This window comes from Stenotrophomonas sp. YJH_SMC_65, assembly GCF_059369475.1.
In genome coordinates this window covers 1-20,560 of record NZ_JCAFSR010000007.1, presented here as the reverse complement: position 1 = coordinate 20,560, position 20,560 = coordinate 1, and the positions used below count along the sequence as shown (strand labels likewise).

The 20,560-nt window shown below is 67.1% G+C and carries 20 protein-coding genes; 16 read left to right on the top strand and 4 right to left on the bottom strand.

The window, feature by feature from the left end:
• Positions 1 to 28 precede the first annotated feature (28 nt).
• Together AC5P7A_RS14110 and AC5P7A_RS14105 are read left to right on the top strand one after the other, a co-directional pair.
• Positions 29 to 2,131, top strand: coding sequence for a PAS domain-containing sensor histidine kinase (locus AC5P7A_RS14110; RefSeq protein ID WP_495220220.1), 2,103 nt, complete (start codon positions 29 to 31; stop codon positions 2,129 to 2,131).
• Positions 2,132 to 2,135: 4 nt separating this feature from the next.
• Positions 2,136 to 3,908, top strand: coding sequence for an EAL domain-containing protein (locus AC5P7A_RS14105; protein WP_014647070.1), 1,773 nt, complete (start codon positions 2,136 to 2,138; stop codon positions 3,906 to 3,908).
• Between the two features lie 150 nt (positions 3,909 to 4,058).
• Here the strand turns inward: AC5P7A_RS14105 and AC5P7A_RS14100 are convergent, their stop codons facing one another.
• The 4 genes from AC5P7A_RS14100 to flgA all read right to left on the bottom strand — a co-directional run bounded on the left by AC5P7A_RS14100 (position 4,059) and on the right by flgA (position 6,743).
• Positions 4,059 to 5,279, bottom strand: a complete 1,221-nt coding sequence (locus AC5P7A_RS14100) for an ATP-binding protein (RefSeq protein WP_014647069.1) — start codon at positions 5,277 to 5,279, stop codon at positions 4,059 to 4,061.
• 91 nt (positions 5,280 to 5,370) lie between these two features.
• Positions 5,371 to 5,709: a FlgN family protein gene (locus AC5P7A_RS14095; RefSeq protein WP_014037132.1), complete on the bottom strand. Its 339-nt coding sequence runs from the start codon at positions 5,707 to 5,709 to the stop codon at positions 5,371 to 5,373.
• Positions 5,706 to 6,011 carry a flagellar biosynthesis anti-sigma factor FlgM gene (gene flgM, locus AC5P7A_RS14090; protein WP_014647067.1) on the bottom strand — a complete coding sequence of 102 codons (306 nt, stop codon included), beginning with the start codon at positions 6,009 to 6,011 and terminating at the stop codon, positions 5,706 to 5,708. Before flgM ends, AC5P7A_RS14095 begins: the two co-directional genes overlap by 4 nt.
• A 75-nt stretch (positions 6,012 to 6,086) precedes the next feature.
• Complete coding sequence (gene flgA, locus AC5P7A_RS14085) at positions 6,087 to 6,743, bottom strand: flagellar basal body P-ring formation chaperone FlgA (RefSeq protein ID WP_032961903.1); 657 nt, start codon at positions 6,741 to 6,743, stop codon at positions 6,087 to 6,089.
• A gap of 259 nt (positions 6,744 to 7,002) precedes the next feature.
• On the opposite strand from flgA, the gene AC5P7A_RS14080 reads away from it, so the two are divergent.
• The 14 genes from AC5P7A_RS14080 to AC5P7A_RS14015 all read left to right on the top strand — a co-directional run.
• Positions 7,003 to 7,947, top strand: a complete 945-nt coding sequence (locus tag AC5P7A_RS14080) for a chemotaxis protein (protein ID WP_049439361.1) — start codon at positions 7,003 to 7,005, stop codon at positions 7,945 to 7,947.
• Between the two features lie 151 nt (positions 7,948 to 8,098).
• Positions 8,099 to 8,494 (top strand): flagellar basal body rod protein FlgB, encoded by a 396-nt coding sequence (gene flgB, locus AC5P7A_RS14075; protein ID WP_005409576.1) that lies wholly within the window; start codon positions 8,099 to 8,101, stop codon positions 8,492 to 8,494.
• Between the two features lie 3 nt (positions 8,495 to 8,497).
• Positions 8,498 to 8,905, top strand: a complete 408-nt coding sequence (flgC, locus tag AC5P7A_RS14070; RefSeq protein ID WP_005416461.1) for a flagellar basal body rod protein FlgC — start codon at positions 8,498 to 8,500, stop codon at positions 8,903 to 8,905.
• 23 nt (positions 8,906 to 8,928) lie between these two features.
• Entirely contained in the window at positions 8,929 to 9,612 is a 684-nt protein-coding gene (locus AC5P7A_RS14065; protein WP_014647064.1) for a flagellar hook assembly protein FlgD, read from the top strand.
• A gap of 32 nt (positions 9,613 to 9,644) precedes the next feature.
• Positions 9,645 to 10,868 carry a flagellar hook protein FlgE gene (gene flgE, locus AC5P7A_RS14060; protein ID WP_014647063.1) on the top strand — a complete coding sequence of 408 codons (1,224 nt, stop codon included), beginning with the start codon at positions 9,645 to 9,647 and terminating at the stop codon, positions 10,866 to 10,868.
• A gap of 32 nt (positions 10,869 to 10,900) precedes the next feature.
• Positions 10,901 to 11,650: a flagellar basal body rod protein FlgF gene (locus AC5P7A_RS14055; protein ID WP_032961905.1), complete on the top strand. Its 750-nt coding sequence runs from the start codon at positions 10,901 to 10,903 to the stop codon at positions 11,648 to 11,650.
• 103 nt (positions 11,651 to 11,753) lie between these two features.
• Positions 11,754 to 12,539 (top strand): flagellar basal-body rod protein FlgG, encoded by a 786-nt coding sequence (gene flgG / locus AC5P7A_RS14050; protein WP_005409571.1) that lies wholly within the window; start codon positions 11,754 to 11,756, stop codon positions 12,537 to 12,539.
• A gap of 22 nt (positions 12,540 to 12,561) precedes the next feature.
• The gene (flgH, locus tag AC5P7A_RS14045) at positions 12,562 to 13,254 is read left to right on the top strand and encodes a flagellar basal body L-ring protein FlgH (protein WP_014647061.1); all 693 of its coding nucleotides are present in this window, start codon (positions 12,562 to 12,564) and stop codon (positions 13,252 to 13,254) included.
• A gap of 2 nt (positions 13,255 to 13,256) precedes the next feature.
• A complete protein-coding gene (locus AC5P7A_RS14040) occupies positions 13,257 to 14,393 on the top strand; it encodes a flagellar basal body P-ring protein FlgI (RefSeq protein ID WP_126412115.1) in 1,137 nt (378 codons plus the stop codon).
• Between the two features lies 1 nt (position 14,394).
• Complete coding sequence (flgJ, locus tag AC5P7A_RS14035) at positions 14,395 to 15,594, top strand: flagellar assembly peptidoglycan hydrolase FlgJ (RefSeq protein ID WP_014647059.1); 1,200 nt, start codon at positions 14,395 to 14,397, stop codon at positions 15,592 to 15,594.
• 8 nt (positions 15,595 to 15,602) lie between these two features.
• A complete protein-coding gene (gene flgK, locus AC5P7A_RS14030; protein WP_227864654.1) occupies positions 15,603 to 17,483 on the top strand; it encodes a flagellar hook-associated protein FlgK in 1,881 nt (626 codons plus the stop codon).
• The gene (gene flgL / locus AC5P7A_RS14025; protein ID WP_346601577.1) at positions 17,480 to 18,682 is read left to right on the top strand and encodes a flagellar hook-associated protein FlgL; all 1,203 of its coding nucleotides are present in this window, start codon (positions 17,480 to 17,482) and stop codon (positions 18,680 to 18,682) included. Before flgK ends, flgL begins: the two co-directional genes overlap by 4 nt.
• Positions 18,683 to 19,081: 399 nt before the next feature.
• Positions 19,082 to 20,299: a flagellin gene (locus AC5P7A_RS14020; protein WP_227864653.1), complete on the top strand. Its 1,218-nt coding sequence runs from the start codon at positions 19,082 to 19,084 to the stop codon at positions 20,297 to 20,299.
• Between the two features lie 72 nt (positions 20,300 to 20,371).
• A partial coding sequence (locus tag AC5P7A_RS14015) for a flagellin N-terminal helical domain-containing protein (RefSeq protein ID WP_180850687.1) occupies positions 20,372 to 20,560 on the top strand: 189 nt, incomplete at its 3' end.

Genomic DNA, 20,560 nt, shown 5'->3' with positions numbered 1-20,560 from the left:
ACCGGCGCCCCTGTCACCCGCCCCGTCCATGCCCGCAGAACCGACCGGCAACGCCCCAGTTCCCGACCCGCGGATGGCGCAGGCGCTGAGCCGTGACCGGCGCCGGTTGGTGCTGAGCTATCTGGTGATGGCGCTGGCCTGGATGATCTCCACCGACAGCGTGGTGCAGGCGCTGGTGCCCGATCCGCAGCAGGCGGCCCTGTGGCAGGGCCTGAAGGGCTCGTTCTTCGCGCTGGCCAGCGCGGGCCTGCTCTATCTGCTGCTGCGCCCGCTGGCCGAACACGTGCTGCATACCCATGCGCGCCAGCAGGCCTCCGAGCTGCGCCTGCGGCAGATGTTCGAGGGCAACCCCGGGCCGATCCTCGTCTACGACCTGGACACGCTGGCGATCCTCGATGCCAACCCCGCCGCCTGCAGCGCCTTCGGCTGGGACCGCGACGAGCTGCTGGAACAGACCATCGACGCCTTGTGGCCGCCGGGCCAGGACCAGGCCCTGCAGACCAAGCTGGAGGCGATCCGCGAGGCGCCCGAGGAGCTGTGCATCCTGCGCGCTCAGCTGCAGCTGCGCGATGGCGCGCTGCGGCAGATGGAGCTGCGCTCCAACGCCATCAGCTACGACGGCCACAACGCCCGCCTGCTGATCGCCATCGACCGCACCGCCGAGGATCTGGCCCAGCTGCGCCGCGACCAGGCATTGGCCCGGGTGGAGGAAGCCCATGAGCTGGCCCGCATCGGCGCCTGGGAACTGGACCCGTCCACCGGGCTGGGCCGCTATTCCAACCAGGTCTATCGCCTGCTCGGCCGCCGCCCGCCCGAGGCCCGGCGCTGGCACCGCTTCGATGAGCTGCTGGTGCCGGCCGACCCGGCCACCGCCACCCAGACCGAACAGCTGCTGGCCGAACTGTGCTCCGGCGAGCCGGTACAGGTGGACGTGCTGCTGCCGCTGCTGTCGATGGACGGACGTGCATTGATGGTGCACCTGCGGGCGGCCAGCGGTATCGACGAAGCCGGCCGCAGCCGCGTGCTGGGGACGCTGCAGGACGTGACCGAGCGCGAGCAGTCGCGGCGCCTGCTGCGCGAGCGCGAGGAACAGTTCCGCGAGCTGGTGCGGGTACTGCCCGACGGCGTGGTGATCCTCTCCGACGAGCACGTGCTGTACGCCAACGCCTGGGCCGCCGGCCTGTTCGGCTACGGCAGCCACACCCTGCTGGGCGAGCCGCTGTCGGCACTGGTCGCTGCCGCCGACCTGCCACGGGTGCGCAGCCAGCTGCGCGCCGGCCAGCCCCACCTGGGGCCGGGCCACAGCAGCGTGGTGGCCATGCAGCGTGCGGACGGCCGCAGCTTCCATGCCGGCCTGGCGGTGGGCGAAGTGCGCTACGGCGGTCGTGACTGCAAGCTGCTGATCGTACGCGACCTGAGCGATTCCGAACGCACCCGCAGGGCGCTGGAAACCAGCAATCGCGAGCTGCAGGCGATGGCCGGGCGGCTGTTCTCGCTGCAGGAGGACGAGCGTCGCGCGATCTCGCGCGACCTGCACGATGACATCGGCCAGGCCATTACCGCGATCAAGCTGTCGGCGCATGCGGCGCAGGATGAGGACGATCCGAAGCGTCGTGGCGAGGACCTGGCGCAGATCGTCAGCCTGGCCGACACCACCGTGGCCAAGCTGCGCGACATCTCCACCCTGCTGCGCCCGCCGCAGCTGGATGCACTGGGCCTGGAGGCGGCGCTGAGCTGGCAGGCGCGGGTGCTGTTCCGCTCTTCGCCGGTGGAGCTGCTGGCCGAGATCGAGCCGCTGCCGCACCGCCCCGACAACAGCATCGAACAAGCCTGCTTCCGCATCGCACAGGAAAGCCTGACCAATGCGCTGCGCCATGCGCGCGCCAGCCAGGTCCTGCTGCAGCTGCGCGACGTCAGCCAGCGTGGCCTGCACCTGCAGATCCGCGATGATGGTGAAGGCTTCGATCCGGACGGCCCACGTGGCCTCGGCCTGATCGTGATGCGCGAGCGCGCGCAGAGCGTCGGTGGCCACGTGCGGATCGAATCCGCGCATGGCGAAGGCACCCTGATCGACGTCCACCTCCCCTACCAGGCGACCAGCATGGCCGCCGTCGATTCACCGGAATACTGAGCCTATGTGGAATCCCAACCTGCCCCCGGTCAGCATCGATGATGCCCCCGACCGCCTTGGCGCCGGCAACCCCGAGCTGCAGGCGATGGTTGCCGAGGCGGCCTCCGGCGGCATCGCGCTGATGCTGATGCACGTGGACATCGACCACTTCGCATCGGTCAACGAGAACATGAGTGCCGAAGTGGGCGATCAGGCGCTGGTACTGGTGGCGCAGCGCCTGCAGTCCTACCTGCGCGGGCGTGGCAAGCTGTGGCGGCATGGCAGCGACGAGTTCCTGATCGCGGTGCCCCGCACCGCGGACCTGCCGCTGCCGGAGGACTTCGCTGAAGAGATCCGCCAGCAGATGGAACTGCCGCTGTCGGTGCTTCCATACACGCTGTTCATGACCGGCAAGCTGGGCGTGAGCCTGTGCCCGGAACATGCCAGCAGCGCCTCGCGCCTGCTCGACCATGCCGAAGATGCGCTGTACCAGGCCGCCCGCGAAGGCGGCAATGCCGTGCGCATCCATGCCGTGGATACCCCGCCGAGCGCGCACAGCGAGAGCATCATCGCGCGCCAGATCGTCGATGCCATTCCCAATGGCGAGCTGAAGCTGCGTTACCAGCCGCTGGTGAGCGCCCGCGACGGCCACGTGGTCGGCATGGAAGCGCTGCTGCGCTGGCAGTCGCCGACCCTGGGCATGCTGGTGCCGGAGCGCTTCATGCGCACCGCCGAGCGCCTGGGCATCATCGTGCAGATCGGCACCTGGGTGCTGGAAGGCGCATTGAAGCAGGCGCGGTTGTGGCGCGACCAGGGCTTTGATGACTTCACCATCGCGGTGAACGTGTCCACCCTGCAGCTGCTGCGGCCGAACTTCTTCGCCGAGGTGATGTCCCTGCTGCAGGCCGCGGGCGTGCCGGCGCACATGCTGACGCTGGAGATCAACGAGAGCGCGCTGACCAACAACGTCAATTTCGTCCATGAAACGCTGGCCAACCTGCGCAACGAAGGCATCAGCCTGAGCCTGGACAACTTCGGCACCGGCGATTCCAGCCTCAGCGCGCTGGTGCGCTACCCGGTGGACAAGCTGAAGATCGACCGCAGCTTCATCAAGAGCGCACCGGCTGGCAATCGCGAAGCAGCCATTGCCCGCGCGATCATTGCCATGGGCCACCAGCTGGGCATGACCGTGATTGCCAACGGCGTGGAATCGCAGGCCCAACTGGGCTTCCTGCGCCGCAACGACTGCGATGTGTTCCAGGGCTACCTGTTCGGCGAGCCGATGTCGGCCGATGCCGCCGGCATGACCCTGCGCCGCCGCTACCTGCGCCCGGAAGCCTTCGCCGAAACGCGCCCGGACCGGACGCTGCTGCTGCTGGATGACGAGGAGAACGTGCTGCGCTCGCTGGTGCGCCTGTTCCGCCGCGACGGCTACCGCATCCTGGCCGCTGGCAACGTGCGTGACGCCTTTGATCTGCTGGCGATCAACGACGTGCAGGTGATCCTGTCCGACCAGCGCATGAGCGACATGAGCGGCACCGAGTTCCTGGGCCGGGTGAAGATGCTGTATCCGGATACGATCCGCCTGGTGCTGTCGGGCTACACCGATCTGAACACGGTGACCGATGCGATCAACCGCGGCGCGATCTATCGCTTCCTGACCAAGCCGTGGAACGACGACGAGCTGCGCAAGCACATCCACCAGGCATTCCGCACGTACGAAGAACAGCGCCGTAGCAATGCCGGCCCGGCACCGGTGGAAACCGGGGATGGTGGCGAGGATCGGCCGCTGCGGTGATGATCGGGTAGAGCCGGCCGCTGGCCGGCTGCCTTGGGTGCCCGGCTTCAATGAGGTTGCCGGCCAGCGGCCGGCACTACCATCGATAGGCCCCGGTAGAGCCGGCCGCTGGCCGGCTGCTCTGGGTGTCCGGTTCCACTTCGGAAGCGGTCAGCGCGGCTGCTTCACCGGCAGCACCACGCGGAAGCGCGAGCCCACGCCCGGGGTGCTGTCCAGGTCGATGCGGCCGTGATGCTTGTTGATGATGCTGTAGGAGATCGACAGGCCCAGACCGGTGCCACTGCCGACCGGCTTGGTGGTGAAGAACGGATCGAAAATGCGCTGGCGCAGTTCCGGCGAGATGCCGCCGCCGGTGTCTTCGAATTCAACCCACACGTGATCGCCATCAACGCCGGTGCGCACGGTGATCGTGCCGCGCTCGGCGATGGCATGGCCAGCGTTGAGCAACAGGTTCATGTAGACCTGGTTCAACTCCGACGGCAGGCACTCCACCAGCGGCAACTGGCCGAATTCGCGTACCAGGGTGACCTTGTACTTGAGTTCGTTCCAGATGATGTTGATGGTCGATTCCAGGCCCGCGTGCAGGTCGACCAGCTTCCACGATTCGTCGCGACCGGAATACGAGAAGTCCTTCAGGTCGCGCACGATGCGGGTAACGCGCTCGATGCCTTCGCGCGATTCCGCCATCAGCTGCGGCAGGTCGCGGCTGATGAAGTCGATGTCCAGGCGGTCACGGATGTCATCGATTTCCGGAATCAGTGCCTTCGGGTCCGGCGCGCGCAGGGCGCGCTCGTAGGCTTCGATCACGGTGAACAGGCTGCGCAGGTACTCCTGCAGGCTGCCCAGGTTGGAGTGCACGTAACCGATCGGGTTGTTGATCTCGTGCGCGACGCCGGCGGCGAGCTGGCCGATCGAGGCCATCTTCTCCGACTGCAGCAGCTTTTCCTGGGTGCCATTGAGGCGCAGGTAGGCCTGGCGCAGCTCGGCGTGGCGCTGCTGCAGTTCGCGCTCGTAGTCTTCCTGCCCTTCGATGTGGCGGAACAACGCAAGGAAATGCCCTTCGCCGACCGGACCATGGTGGTACAGGTGGGCGATGACCACGCCCTCGCCCAGCGGCAGGCTGCCATTCCAGTGGCCATGCTGGCGGGCCTGCTCCAGTGCATCAGGGGGGAGCAGCTCGCGCAGCCGCTGCGGCGGCGGCAATCCGCCGTCCGAGCCACTGGCCAGCAGGTTCTGCGCGGCCGGGTTGGCCAGGGCCACCTGCCCGTCTTCAGTGAACAGCAGCAGGCCTTCGCGCAGGCGCTCAAGCAGGGCCTGCAGCACCGGCTGCGGCGGAAGGGGGGCGGTAACCAGGGCGTTGGCAGCGGACACGGCGACTCGGGGCGTTCGAACAGGCGCCCAATATACGCGGTCATGCAGCGGGCTTCAGCCCACCGGGAGGGGGTGTGCGACCGCCGTCGCGTCAGGCGACGGCGAGTGGCCGGCCGATGCTGACCGTGTGCGACTGGCCCTTGGCATCGTAGGCCGAGGCATCTTCGGTACGGCCGAGCTGGCGCAGCGCCCAGTTCACCTCGCGGCGACGGCGCGACAGCAGCACGCCGTTGGCGCGGTTGCGCTCGGCCAGTTCCTGCAGCTGTTCGCCCTCGCCCACCGGCGGCGCGCCTTCCAGCGCACGCAGCGCTTCCAGCTTGGCGCCGGTGGCCCGGATCAGGGCGTGCACGTCGTGCTCGACCAGGGCCTGGCGCTCAACGTCCAGGGCCTGGGCGAGGCGCTGCAGCGGCTCGCTCATCGCCGCAGTCATCCGTGCAGCTGCTGGTCCAGATCGAGCATGCGCGATGCGATCGCGTCCGGATTGATCTTGTAGGTGCCGTTCTGCAGTGACTCGCGCACGGCCGCCACGCGCTGGGCGTCGATCGCCGGGGCGGTGGTCAGCTCACGCTCGATGGCCTGCAGATTGGTGGCCTCGCCGGTCAGGCGCAGGCTGTCGGCCGCCTCGACCGGGCGCGCCGCCGCATCGGTGCTGACGCCGGGCTTGCTGGCCGGGGTCGTCACGCTGCGCAGTGCCTGGGGGACCTGCAGGTTGCCGTCGATTTTCTGGCTCATGGGGTGTCCTGGAGTTGCCGTTCACAAGGGATAACGGCCGCAGGGCCGTGATCTTTAGGGATATTTTGCGGTAAATCAACGCGCCACGATTACGTCACCTGCGGCGTCGACCGTGCCCTGCACGATCCGCCGCGAGGACAGGTTCTCGACCGAGACCCGCTCGTTCTCACCGGCATCACCCATCGCACGGCCGGCAATGCGCACCTCGACCGAGCCGCGACGCGACACCAGGGCTACATTGTCTCCTCGCTTGATGAGACGCTGGACCACCAGATCGTTGTTCGACAGCAGGGCTCCGGCCTGCAACGGACGGCGGGCGATGCGACCGATCGCTGCATTGGGATCGGACAGCACCGCGCCGGCAATCCGGGCAGCGTCACGCTGGGCAGTGGTGATATCGGCGGCCGTGAGGGTTTCTCCAGTGCCGATTCCGCGGTTGAGCACCAGCACGGTCTGGTTGCGCCGCACCTTCACCGGCACGAACAGGCGCCAGCCGCCCGCATCGGGACAGCTCACCTCCACCGTGGTGTTGGCGGTGGGCTGCACCTGCAACGCGCTGCCGCATTTCGGCAGGCGCAGCGCATCGGCCACCTGCGCCTCGCCTTCACTGCCGGCAGGCAGCGTCGACAGCGCCGCAGTGCGGATGCTGGCCACCGGCTGCCAGTCCGTGGCGCCCGCCCACGGCGCGGCCAGGGCGAGCGCGATGGCGAACAGCGATGTGACCCGGCGCATGGCACCTCCTGTCGATGGGATCTGGCCCAGCAGCGTGCAAGGGGTGTGCCAGAGACCGGGTCCCGTTGATCGGATCCGGGATGGGGATTCGACCGGATGGGTAGAGTCGACTGCCAGTCGACTTTCGCGCGAAGCGCGGGGTTTCCCGTGATCGGATCGAAGAGCAGTCGACTGACAGTCGACTCTACAAACGCGGTGCGGAGCGCGCGGACGACAGAGCGCCCTCAAGTTCCGCCCCCACCACGCCGATACAGCAGCCATGTCCCATGACCTGCTCAACCGGATCGACCAGCGGACCCGACTGGCCGGCCACAACCGCTTGGCGCTGCTGCTGTTCCGCCTCGGCGGACGTCAGCTTTTTGGCGTCAATGTCTTCAAGGTGCAGGAAGTCCTGCGCCGCCCGGAGCTGTTCCAGGTGCCCGGCCTGCCCAGCCAGTTCTCCGGCGTGGCCGACGTGCGCGGCCGCTCGGTGCCGGTACTGGACCTGGGCCTGGCGATCGGCCACCCCGAGCGCGAACCGGACGCGGACACCTCGCCCGGCTACCTGGTCGTCACCGAATTCAACCGCTCGATCCAGGGCTTCCTGGTCAGTGGCGTCGAACGCATCGTCAACATCGCGGTGGAAGACATCCACCCGCCACCGGAGCTGGGCGCCGAGTCGAGCTACCTGACCGCGGTGACCCGCTTCCAGGGCGAGCTGATCCAGGTGATCGACGTTGAGAGCGTGCTGGCCGATATCGCCCAGGTGCGCGGAGAAGCGGTACTCGACCCGGCAATGGCCATGCCCGCCGACGGCCCGCAGCTGCAGGTGCTGGTGGTGGACGACTCGCGCGTGGCCCGCCAGCAGATCCGCAGCGTGCTGGACCAGCTGGGCGTGGGTGCCACCCTGCTTTCCGACGGCAAGCAGGCGCTGGACCACCTGCTGCAGGTCCACGCCTCGGGGGAAAACCCGACCGAGCGCTATGCCATGGTCATCTCGGACATCGAGATGCCGGCCATGGATGGCTACACGCTGACGACGGAAATCCGGCGCCACCCGGGCCTGGCCGGCCTGTACGTGCTGCTGCACACCTCGCTGTCGGGCGTCTTCAACAACGCCATGGTCGAGCGCGTCGGCGCCAATGCGTTCGTCGCCAAGTACTCGCCGCACGAGCTGGCCGACTTCGTGCTGGACCGCCTGCGCAAGGTGGCGCTGGCGGCGTAAGGCCCGCCGAGGGGTCGGATCCCGGAACGGGCTCCGACCCCGCATCGCAACGCGTCAACCACGGGGTCAGAGCCCCTGCGGGGATCTGACCCCCTCTCCATTTGGCACACCCCTTGCAGCTTCCCGGGCAACGTTCCCGTGGGAGTGCACCGTGCGCAACCTGATTACCGACTACCTGGGCGTCCACGCCCAGGCCATGCCGTTGCGCGAACAGCGGATGAAGCTGATCGCCAGCAACCTCGGCAATGCCGACACTCCCGGCTACAAGGCCCAGGACCTGGACTTCGATGCCGCCCTGCGCCACGCCCAGGGGCAGGATGCCAATGGCCTGATGGCCACCACCCATGAGCAGCACTACGAGATCAGTAGTGGCCTGAACCCGTTCCAGATCGCGCGCGAAGGCGTGCAGCCCAGCCTGGACGGCAACACCGTCGACCCCGATGCCGAGCGTGCCGCCTATGGCCGCGCCGCACTGGAATACCGCGCCTCGCTCAGCTTCGTCGAGAGCAAGGTGCGTTCCATGCTGACCGCGATCACGGGGCAATAAGCCATGAGCAACCTGCCGATCTTCGACATCGCCGGCTCCGCGCTGCAGGCGCAGTCGGTGCGCATGAGCACCATCGCCTCCAACCTCTCCAATGCCGACACCGTCGCCGGTTCCGCCGACGCCGTGTACAAGCCGCTGGAACCGATCTTCCAGGCCGTCACCAGCAAGAACGATCCCAACATCACCTCGGTGAAGGTGAAGGAGATCACCCAGAGCGAGGCCGCGCCGATCAAGCGCTACGAGCCGGGCCACCCGCTGGCCGACGCCGATGGCTACATCTACCAGCCCGATGTCGATCCGGTGGCGCAGATGGTCAACCTGATCTCGACCTCGCGCAATTACCAGGCCGGCGTGGAGATGTTGACCACCGCCAAGGAACTGGCCCTGGCCACCCTGACCATGGGCCGCTGAGGCCCGCAGCACCGGATACCGCCATGACCACCGCCGTCAACAACCAGACCAGCCAGGACGTCTATTCCGCGCTGGGCCTGAACGCCCCCAACAGCAACGCCACGAAAAAGAAGAACACGCTGGACCAGGCCGACTTCCTGCGCCTGATGACCGAGCAGCTGCAGCACCAGGATCCGCTGAAGCCGATGGACAACACGCAGATGGTCGCGCAGATGGCGCAGATGTCCACCGTGCAGGGCATCACCGATCTGAACAAGACGGTGAAGGGCTTCCAGGAGTCGATGGCCAGCGACCAGGTGCTGCGTGGCGCTGCGCTGGTCGGCCACCAGGTGCTGGTGCCGTCGGAAAAGCTGGTGCTGGAGAAGGAAGGCAATGTCGAAGGCACGGTGGCTGCACCGTCGGCCGGCATCATCACCGTGGACATCACCGACGCCAACGGCGCCAAGGTCACCTCGCTGAGCGTGGAAGCCAAGGCTGCCGGCGAAACCGCCTTCCAGTGGGACGGCAAGGATGCCAACGGCAAGCGCATGGAGCCGGGCAAGTACTCCATCGTCGCCAACCATGTCGACACCGCCGGCAAGAGCACCAAGCTGTCCACCTACGTACAGGCGCCGGTGGAGAGCGTGACCGTTGGTTCCGACGGCCTGTACCTGAACCTCAAGGGCCTGGGCACGGCCCCGATCGACTACGTGCTCCGCGTCAGCTGAGCCGCACCTTCCGCATCAACCAGGAGCATCCCATGGGCTTCAATGTCTCGCTGTCCGGCATCAACGCCGCCAACACCGACCTGAGCGTCACCGCCAACAACGTCGCCAACGTCAACACTACCGGCTTCAAGCAGTCACGCGCGGAGTTCGCCGACCTGTTCGCTTCGACCAGCTACGGCCTGTCGAAGAACCAGACCGGCTCGGGCGTGCGCGTTTCCAACGTCGCCCAGCAGTTCATCCAGGGCCACAACGAGCAGACCGGGCGCAGCCTGGACATGGCCATTTCCGGTGAAGGCTTCTTCACCATGAACATGAATGGTTCGCGCGTGTACTCGCGCGCCGGCAACTTCCAGACCGACTCGGCCGGCTACGTGGTCAACCCGCAGGGTGCGCGCCTGCAGGTGTTCGCGCCGAATGCCGATGGCACCAACTTCGATGCAGGCCGCCTGGTCGACCTGCAGCTGCTGACCACCGACAGCCCGCCGAAGCAGACCAGCGAAGTGAAGGTTGGCTTCACCCTGCCGGCCAACGCCAAGCAACCGACGGTGGCGACCTTCGACCCGGCCGATTCGAACAGCTACAACCACTCCAGCGGTGGCATCACCGTGTACGACTCGCTGGGCGTGAGCCACATCCAGGTCTCGTACTTCGTCAAGGGCGCCAACCCCAACGAATGGACCGTGCGCAATTACGTCGATGGCCAGCCGGCCGGCGCACCGACCCCGGTCACCTTCGACAACAGCGGCAAGCTGGTCGCACCTGCCAACGGCAAGGTCAGCCTCGGCACCTTCACCCCCACCACCGGTGCCGGCCAGTTGAACATGACGCTGGACATCAGCGGCTCCACCCAGTACGGCGAGAAGTTCGCCCTGCGCAATACCCAGCAGGACGGCTATGCCGCCGGCAAGCTCAACGAAGTGACCGTGTCCGAATCCGGCGTGGTCTACGCCCGCTATTCCAACGGCGACGACAAGCCGCTGGGCCAGGTCGCCCTGACCACCTTCAACAACACGCAGGGCCTGGAATCGAAGGGCAACAACCTGTGGGTGGAGACCTTCGAATCGGGCACGCCGCGCACCGGCATGCCGGACACCTCCAACCTCGGCAAGATCCAGGCCGGCTCGCTGGAAGCATCCACCGTCGATCTCACCGAGCAACTGGTCAACATGATCACCGCGCAGCGCAACTTCCAGGCCAACGCGCAGATGATCACCACGCAGGACCAGATCACCCAGACCGTCATCAACATCCGTTGATGAGCTGCTGACCCCGTCACGGAACTCCCCGCATGGATAAAGCTCTTTACGTGGCGATGACCGGTGCCCGCGCCTCCCTGCAGGCGCAGGGAACGCTCAGCCACAACCTCGCCAACTCGGACACCCCTGGCTTCAAGGAAGCGCTGGCCAACACCGAAGCGTTCCCGATCAAGGGCCCGGGCTTTGCCTCGCGGGTGGATGCGCTGCACGTCGACGCCGGCTTCAACCGTACGCCCGGCTCGCAGCACATCACCGGCAAGCCGCTGGATCTGTCCCTGCAGACCGGCACCTGGCTGGCCGTGCAGTCCAGCGACGGCAGTGAGGCGTACACGCGCGGCGCTGCATTGTCGGTCACCCCGAACGGCCAGCTGGTGACCTCCAGCGGCCGTCCGGTACTGGATGACAACAACAACCCGATCGCCATTCCGCCCTACCAGGCGATGGAAATCGGTGCCGACGGCACGCTCTCGATCATCCCGCAGGGCGAAGGCCCGCAGACCATGGCGCAGATCGGCCGGATCAAGGTGGTACAGGCGCCGGACGAGCGCCTCGAGCGTGGCCTGGATGGCCTGTTCCGCAACACCGACCCACTGCAGCCGTTCGCACCGGCACAGGGCACGGCCGTGCACAGCGGCCAGCTGGAAGGCAGCAACGTCGATGCCGCCGGTGCACTGGTGCAGATGATCCAGCTGCAGCGCCAGTACGAAATGCAGGTGCAGGTGATCAAGCACGGCGACGACAACGCGCGCAGTGCCAACAGCCTGCTGCGCCTGGGCAGCTGACGGAATTCCGGCGCCGCCCGGGCGCGGCGCTGGCACACCGCTTGCACACCCGTTACCAGGGGCCGCATCGCGCGGCCGGCTTTACCCAGACAGGACACCGAAGATGAACCAGGCATTGTGGATCGCGAAAACCGGACTGGATGCGCAGCAGATGCGCATGTCGGTGGTTTCCAACAACCTCGCCAACACCAACACCACCGGCTTCAAGCAGGACCGTGCCAGCTTCGAGGACCTGCTGTACCAGCAGGTGCGCCAGCCCGGCGGCTCTTCGTCGGCGCAGACCCAGTTGCCGACCGGCCTGCAGCTGGGTACCGGCGTACGCGTGGTCGCCACCGCCAAGAATTTCGAGCAGGGTGGCCAGCAGCAGACCGGCCGTGCGCTGGACGTGATGGTCAACGGCCGCGGCTTCTTCGAAGTGCAGATGCCCGACGGCAGCTCGGCCTACACCCGTGATGGCTCGTTCAAGATCAACCAGGACAGCGAGCTGGTCACCAACAGCGGCTACCCGGTGCAGCCCGGCATCCAGATTCCCGAGGGCGCACAGTCGGTGACCATCGGTACCGACGGCACCATCAGCGTGAAGATGGCCGACGGCGCGGCGTCAGTGGAAGTGGGTGCGCTGACCCTGACCGACTTCGTCAATCCGGCCGGCCTGCAGGCGCGCGGCGAGAACCTGTTCCTGGAAACCACCGCTTCCGGTCCGGCACAGAACGGCAATCCCGGGCTCAACGGCCTCGGCACCGTGGTGCAGGGCGCGCTGGAAGGCAGCAACGTCAATGTGGTCGAAGAGCTGGTGTCGATGATCGAAACCCAGCGCGCCTACGAAATGAACGCCAAGGCAATCTCCACCACCGATTCGATGCTCGGCTATCTCAACAACAAGCTCTGACCGGCCCAACCGGGAAACCGCCATGTCGCCCATTTCCAGATTCACCCGCACTGCCCTCGCCTGCGCCGTGGTCGCCCTGCTCGGTGGCTGCGTGATCGCCGGCGACGTGCGCCCCTACGCGGCGATGGCACCGATCCAGCCGATCATGCCGCCGCAGGCCGCGCCGACCGCCGGTGCGATCTACGCTGCCGGCCCGACCCTGCAGCTGTACTCGGACCGCCGCGCACGCGATGTCGGCGACCTGCTGACCATCACCCTGCTGGAAAACACCACCGCGCAGACCAGCGCCAACACGGCCACCAACAAGGAATCCAACCTGAGCCTGGGCACGCCGTCCATCCTCGGTGCGCCGGTCACCCTGGGCGGCAAGGACATCCTCAGTGCGACGGCCAAGGGCGCGCGTGACTTCACCGGCAAGGGCAACAGCGCGCAGAGCAACCGCCTGCAGGGCAGTGTCACCGTCACGGTGATCCAGCGCCTGCCCAATGGCAACCTGGTGGTACAGGGGCAGAAGAACCTGCGACTGAACCAGGGTGATGAACTGGTGCAGGTGCAGGGCATCGTGCGCCCGGGCGACATCAGCCAAGACAACACCATTCCTTCCAGCCGCGTGGCCGAAGCCCGCATCGTCTACGGCGGCCGCGGCCCGGTCGCGCAGTCCAACGCGATGGGCTGGCTGAGCCGCTTCTTCAATTCCGGCCTGACGCCGTTCTGAGTATGGCCATGAAACTCCTCCCCTCTTCTTCCTGGCATCGCCGCGTGGCGTCGTTCGTCGCGCTGATGCTGCTGGTCGTGGCAGCCCCGGCCAGCGCCGAGCGCATCAAGGACCTGGCCCAGGTCGGCGGCGTGCGTGGTAACGCCCTGGTGGGCTACGGCCTGGTGGTCGGCCTGGATGGCAGCGGCGACCGCACCAGCCAGGCGCCCTTCACCGTGCAGAGCCTGAAGAACCTGCTCGGCGAGCTGGGCGTGAACGTACCGGCCAACGTCAATCCGCAGCTGAAGAATGTTGCGGCCGTCGCGATCCATGCCGAGCTGCCGCCGTTCGCCAAGCCGGGCCAGCCGATCGACATCACCGTGTCGTCGATCGGCAACGCCGTCTCGCTGCGCGGCGGCTCGCTGCTGATGGCCCCGCTGCGCGGCGCCGACGGCCAGATCTATGCGATCGCGCAGGGCAACCTGATCGTCGGCGGCTTTGGCGCGCAGGGCAAGGATGGTTCGCGGGTTTCGGTGAACGTACCGAGCGTGGGCCGCATTCCCAATGGCGCCACGGTCGAGCGTGCCCTGCCCGACCCGCTGGCCAATGGCGGCGACATCACGCTGAACCTGCACAACAACGATTTCACCACCGTTTCGCGCATGGTCGCCGCACTCAACAACGCGTTCGGCGAAGGCGCCGCGCGTGCGGTCGACGGCGTGACCGTGGCCGTGACTGCGCCGACCGATCCGGGCGCACGCATCGGCCTGCTGGCCCGCATCGAGAACCTGGAGCTGACCCCGGGCAGCGCCCCGGCCAAGGTCGTGGTCAATTCCCGCACCGGCACCGTGGTCATCGGCCAGCAGGTGCGGGTCGGCCCTGCCGCGATCTCGCATGGTTCGCTGACGGTGACGATCCAGGAGAACACCAACGTCAGCCAGCCCAATGCCCTGTCCGGTGGCCGTACCGTGGCCAGCCCACAGTCGACCATCACCGCCACCAACGACGGCAGCCGCATGTTCAAGTTCAGCGGCGGCACCACCCTGGACGAGATCGTGCACGCGGTGAACGCCGTGGGCGCGGCGCCGGGCGACCTGATCGCGATCCTGGAAGCCCTGAAGCAGGCCGGCGCATTGAGTGCCGAGCTCGAGGTGATCTGACATGCGCATCAATCCCGCATTCGACCTGCACCCGGCGCAGCAGAACGACCCGGCGAAGATCGACAAGGTCGCACGCCAGCTGGAAGGCCAGTTCGCACAGATGCTGGTCAAGAGCATGCGTGATGCCAGTTTCGGCGACTCGCTGTTTCCCGGCGAGAACAAGATGTTCCGCGACATGTACGACCAGAAGATCGCCGAGGCGATGACCCGCGGCAAGGGGCTGGGCCTGTCCGGCATGATCAGCCGCCAGCTGTCCGGCCAGGCCGCCGACGGCCCCGCGCTGGATACCCGCGTGGATCCGGCCAAGGCCAGCCGCGCCTACCAGCTCAACGCGCCGGACAAGCCGGCACCGTCGCTGCCGTTGGAAGATGGCAGCCAGGCCGTGCGCATGCTGCAGCAGATGGCGGCCGGCGCACAGCACGGCGCGCAGGCCGCGCTGGCACCGATGGAACAGGCACTGGACCTGATCGCCGGTCGCGAAAGCAGCAGCCTGCACCGCTCGCTGGGCACCGAGGATCCGTACATCGGCAACCTGCAGGGCGAGGACTGGTCCACCAACAACGACCAGTGGTCGGCGACGGCCAGCAACCGCGGTACGGCCATGAGCCAGGCCGATGCGATGGCTACCCGCACCGCCGTGGCCCAGCTGGGGCCGCACACGCCGGAAGGTTTCGTCGCCAGCATCTGGCAGCACGCGCAGAGCGCGGCCAGGGAACTGGGCGTGGATGCCCGTGCGCTGGTCGCCCAGGCCGCGTTGGAAACCGGCTGGGGCAAGCGCCACATCCGCCAGTCCGACGGCAGTACCTCGCACAATCTGTTCGGCATCAAGGCCACCGGCTGGAGCGGCCAGCGCGTTGAAGCCGGCACCCACGAATACGTGGATGGCGTACGCCGCAACGAAACCGCCAGCTTCCGCGCCTACAGCTCGCCGGCCGAAAGCTTCGCCGACTACGTGCGCCTGCTGAAGACCAGCCCGCGCTACCAGCAGGCCCTGCAGGCCGGCACCGACGTGCAGGGCTTCGCCCGTGGACTTCAGCGCGCCGGCTATGCCACCGACCCGCGCTATGCGGCCAAGATCGCCGCGATCGCCGGTGGCCCGACCATCGAGCGTGCCGTAGCGGCCGTGACCGACGCCGGCGCGCGCCTTGGCCAGACCTTCGCCAGCACCGCGACCGCGGCGCTGGGTATCACCCGTCGTTGAGGAACCCCATGTCCAGCGTACTTTCCACCGGTACCGGTGCCCTGCTCGCCTTCCAGCGTGCGTTGGCGACCACCAGCCACAACGTGGCCAACCTCAATACGCCCGGCTACAGCCGGCAGAAGGTCAACTTCGCTACCGCCGACCCGCAGAACTACGGCTATGGCACGGTCGGCAACGGCACCCGGATCACTGACATCCGCCGCACGGCCGACCAGCTGGCGGTCTCGCGCCTGCTCGACAGCAGCGGTGAACTGGCGCGCCTGAAACAGCTTTCGGGCATGGCCGACCGGGTCAACGCGCTGTTCTCCGATGCGGCCACCAATGTGGCCGGCGTCTGGTCGAACTTCTTCGATTCGGTCAGTGGCCTGTCGTCCAACGCGGCCGGCACCGCCGACCGCCAGAACATGCTCGACGGCGGCAAGGCGTTGGCCAACCGCTTCGTGCAGCTCAACACGCACTTGAACAACCTCAACAGCGAGGTCAACAACGGCCTGCTGGCCGGTGCCACCGAGGTCAACCGCCTGGCGCAGGAAATCGCGCAGATCAACGGCGCCATCGGCACCAACATCGCCTCTGCCGCACCCGATCTGCTCGACCGCCGCGACCAGCTGATCACCCAGCTGATCGGCTACACCGGTGGCACGGCGGTGATCCAGGACGGCGGCATCATGAATGTCTACACCGCCGGCGGCAACGCGCTGGTGGTGGGTACCACGGCGACCAAGGTCACCACCGTGGCCGACCCGTACCAGCCCGAGCGCCTGCAGTTGGCGCTGGAGACCCAGGGCAACACCATCCGCCTCGACCCGAAGGCGGTCGGCGGCCAGATCGGTGGCCTGCTGGAATTCCGCGACACCGTGCTGACCCCTGCCCAGGCTGAACTGGGCAAGCTGGCGGTGGGCCTGGCCGAGAGCTTCAACCAGGCGCACCACCAGGGCGTGGACCTGTATGGCCAGCTGGGCGGGGACTTCTTCACCATCGGCAACCCGCGCGTCACCGGCAACAACAGCAATACCGGCACCGCCAGCCTCAGCGCAACCTACGGCGACCTGGGCAAGCTGGACGCGCAGAACGTGGTGCTGCAGTTCGATGGCACCAACTGGAAGGCCAGCCGCGCCGACACCGGCGCCAGCATCCCGCTGACCGGCACCGGCACCGCCGCCGATCCGCTGGTGATCAACGGCGTCAAGCTGGTCGTCGGCGGTACGCCGGCTGCAAATGACCGCTTCCTGCTGCAGCCGACCGCGGGCGTGGCCGGCAGCATGGAAGTGGCAATCACCGATCCGTCGCGCATCGCCGCCGCTGCAGCGGTGAAGGGCGCGGCCGCCACCGCCAACACCGGTACCGGCAAGCTGAGCGGTGTCACCGTCACCGATTCGACCAACGCCAACCTGCGCAATCCGTCGGCGATCGTGTTCACCTCGGCCACCACCTACACCATCGACGGTGGGCCGCCGCAGACCTACACGCCCGGCCAGACCATCAGCGCCAACGGCTGGAGCTTCGTGCTGGACGGTGCACCGAAGGTGGGCGATACCTTCAACATCACCCCGACCCCGGCCGGTTCGTCGGACAACAGCAACGCGTCGAAGCTGGCCAAGGTGGAAAGCGCGAAGGCGTTCAACGCCGGAACGGTGACACTGAACGGTGCACTGGGTGGCCTGACCACCCAGGTCGGCGCCGCCGCCCGCTCGGCCGAGTACTCGCTCGACGCGCAGCTGGTGATCAATGACAAGGCGCAGGAAGCCCGCGACGAAGTCTCCGGCGTGAACCTGGACGAGGAAGCGGCGGACATGCTGCGCCTGCAGCAGGCCTACCAGGCCGCCTCGCAGCTGATCTCGACCGCCGACAGCATGTTCCAGACCATCCTGGGAGCCGTCCGCCGATGAGCAGCCGCATCTCCACCAGCATGATGTTCAACCAGTCGGTGTCGCTGATGATGGCCAAGCAGGCCAAGCTCAGCCATCTGGAGCAGCAGATCGCCACCGGCAGCAAGATCGTCAGCGCCAAGGACGATCCGGTTGCCGCCGGCACCGCGGTCGGCCTTGACCGCAGCCTGGCTGCACTGGACCGCATGAAGCTCAATGCCGGCAACGTGCAGAACCGCCTGGGCGTGCAGGAAAACACCCTGGCACAGGTCAACGACCTGATGGCACGCGTCAACGATCTGACCATCCAGGCCAGCAATCCGGCGCTGAGCGCGGCGGACAAGAAGACGCTGATCACCGAGGTCAACCAGATCCGCGACGGCCTGCTGTCGCTGGCCAACGCCGATGATGGCACCGGCCGCTACGTGTTCGGTGGCACCAACGACGGCGACCCGCCGTTTGCCAAGATCAACGGCAAAGTGGTCTACCGTGGCGACCAGACCCAGCGCCAGGTCGAAGTCGGTCCGGATACCTACGTGAAGGACGCGCTGCCCGGCAGCGAGATCTTCATGCGCATTCCCACCGGCGATGGCTTCGTCGACGGCAGCGCCGCGGCCGGCAACACCGGCAACGGCGTGCTGACCAACATCACCCGCGACGGCAGCGACAGCTGGAACGGCCAGGGCTTCAGCGTGCGCTTCACCACTGGCAACCAGTACGAGGTGGTGGATGGTGCGGGCAACGTGACCGGAGCCGGCACCTACAAGGCCGGCGACGATCTGGAAGTGAACGGTGTGCGCCTGCGCATCACCGGCGCACCGGCAGCGGGCGACAGCTTCAGCGTACAGGCCGCCAGCAGCCGCGACATCTTCTCCACCATGGACAACCTGGTGGCGGCGCTGGGTGCCGACACCGGTACCACCGCGCAGATGACTGCGCAGCAGAACCAGCTGCAGAGCGCACTGCGCGACGTGGCGCGCGCTTCCGAGCGGATGATCGATTCGCGTGCCGCAGGCGGTGCGCAGTTGAAGGCGCTGGACAATGCCGCCGACATGCGCGAGGCCAATGGCGTGACCCTGAAGACCACGCTGTCGCAGATGCGCGACCTGGATTACGCCGATGCGCTGAGCCAGTACCAGCTGCAGAGCACCGCGCTGCAGGCGGCGCAGACGATCTTCTCGCAGATGCAGTCGATGTCGCTGTTCAACAAGCTGCGCTGACGCGCCGCCCGCGTCAGTCCCGAAAGGCCGCGATGCCCTGCATCGCGGCCTTTTTCGTTTGCGCGCCTGCCCGCCGCTGCGCGGCCACCTGGCCGTCGCCGGCCGATTTTCCGTGATTCTCCATCAAGCCCGGCCCGACCCCGCCGATACCTTCATCAGCGCTGGTCAGGCCCTGCCCGACCGCCCCTCCCGGGGCCGCTTCCACCCTGGCAACAGGGCTGAAAACCCCGGGAAAACAGCTTCAGGCAACGAATTCTGGCTTCAACGGAATTCACGGCTAAAGGTTGTTGACAAAGCGCCGTTATTCATTTGGCAACGGCGAAGCACACAGCCACACAAAAAAACAGGCGGCGCTTCGTTTCATTCACCAACGGGTTCCATATAAGAGGAGACGACCCCATGGCACAGGTAATCAACACCAATACGATGTCGCTCAACGCTCAGCGCAACCTGAGCACCAGCGGCAGCTCGCTCGCCACCACCATCCAGCGCCTCTCGTCCGGCCTGCGCATCAACAGCGCGAAGGACGACGCGGCCGGCCTGGCCATCAGCGAGCGCTTCACCACCCAGATCCGTGGTCTGGACGTGGCCATCCGCAATGCCAACGACGGCATCTCGCTGGCCCAGGTCGCCGAGGGTTCGCTGAACGAAGTCGGCAACAACCTGCAGCGCATCCGCGAACTGGGTGTGCAGGCCTCCAATGCCACCAACTCGGCCAGCGACCGCAAGGCCCTGCAGGCTGAAGTGACCCAGCTGGTCAGCGAGATCGACCGCGTCGCCAAGCAGGCCGACTTCAACGGCACCAAGCTGCTGGACGGCAGCTTCACCAGCCAGCTGTTCCAGGTGGGTGCCAACGCCGGACAGGCCATCGCCATCAACAGCGTGGTCAACGCCAAGGCCGATTCGCTGGGCGCGGCCACCTTCGCCAACGGTTATACCGGCACCGCACTGGCGGTGGACAAGGCGACGGCCGACACCACCTTCTCCGGCCTGCAGGTCTCGGTCACCCCGCCGGGCGGCACCGCCACCACGGTCACCATCAGCGACTTCACGGTGAAGGCCGGCGAATCGATCACCTCGGCCACCGCCGCGGCGATCAACAACAAGCTGGGCGAAACCGGCGTGGTTGCCTCGGTCAATGCCGGCGTCGTCAGCCTGGCCTCGGTCAAGGATGGCCAGACCTTCGCGCTGGGTGTCAGCGCGGCGACTCCGCCGGCCGGCGCCACCGCCGCGACCCTCGCCGGCCTGGGCCTGACCGAGACCAGCACCAACGGCGGCACCCTGACCGGTGCAGCGGCCAGCTTCGTCAAGGACCTGAACGTCACTACCGCCGAAGGCGCACAGAAGGCGATGTCGATCGTCGACAAGGCCCTGGAATCGGTCAACAGCGTCCGCGCCGACCTCGGCGCGATCCAGAACCGCTTCACCTCGGTGGTGGCCAACCTGCAGACCTCCTCGGAGAACCTGTCCGCGTCGCGCAGCCGCATCCGCGATACCGACTTCGCCAAGGAAACCGCCGAACTGACCCGCACCCAGATCCTGCAGCAGGCCGGTACGGCCATGCTGGCCCAGGCCAACCAGGTACCGCAGAACGTGCTCAGCCTGTTGCAGCGCTGACATGAGCCGCCCCCGGGGCACGTCGGGGGCGTCTAACCCAACTCACGTGCAACCGCTCAAGGACCTCTCCTCATGGCACAAGTCATCAACACCAATACGATGTCGTTGAATGCTCAGCGTAACCTGAGCACCAGCGGCAGCTCGCTGGCTACCACCATCCAGCGCCTGTCCTCCGGTTCGCGCATCAACAGCGCCAAGGACGACGCCGCCGGCCTGGCGATCTCCGAGCGCTTCGGCACCCAGATCCGCGGTACCGACGTC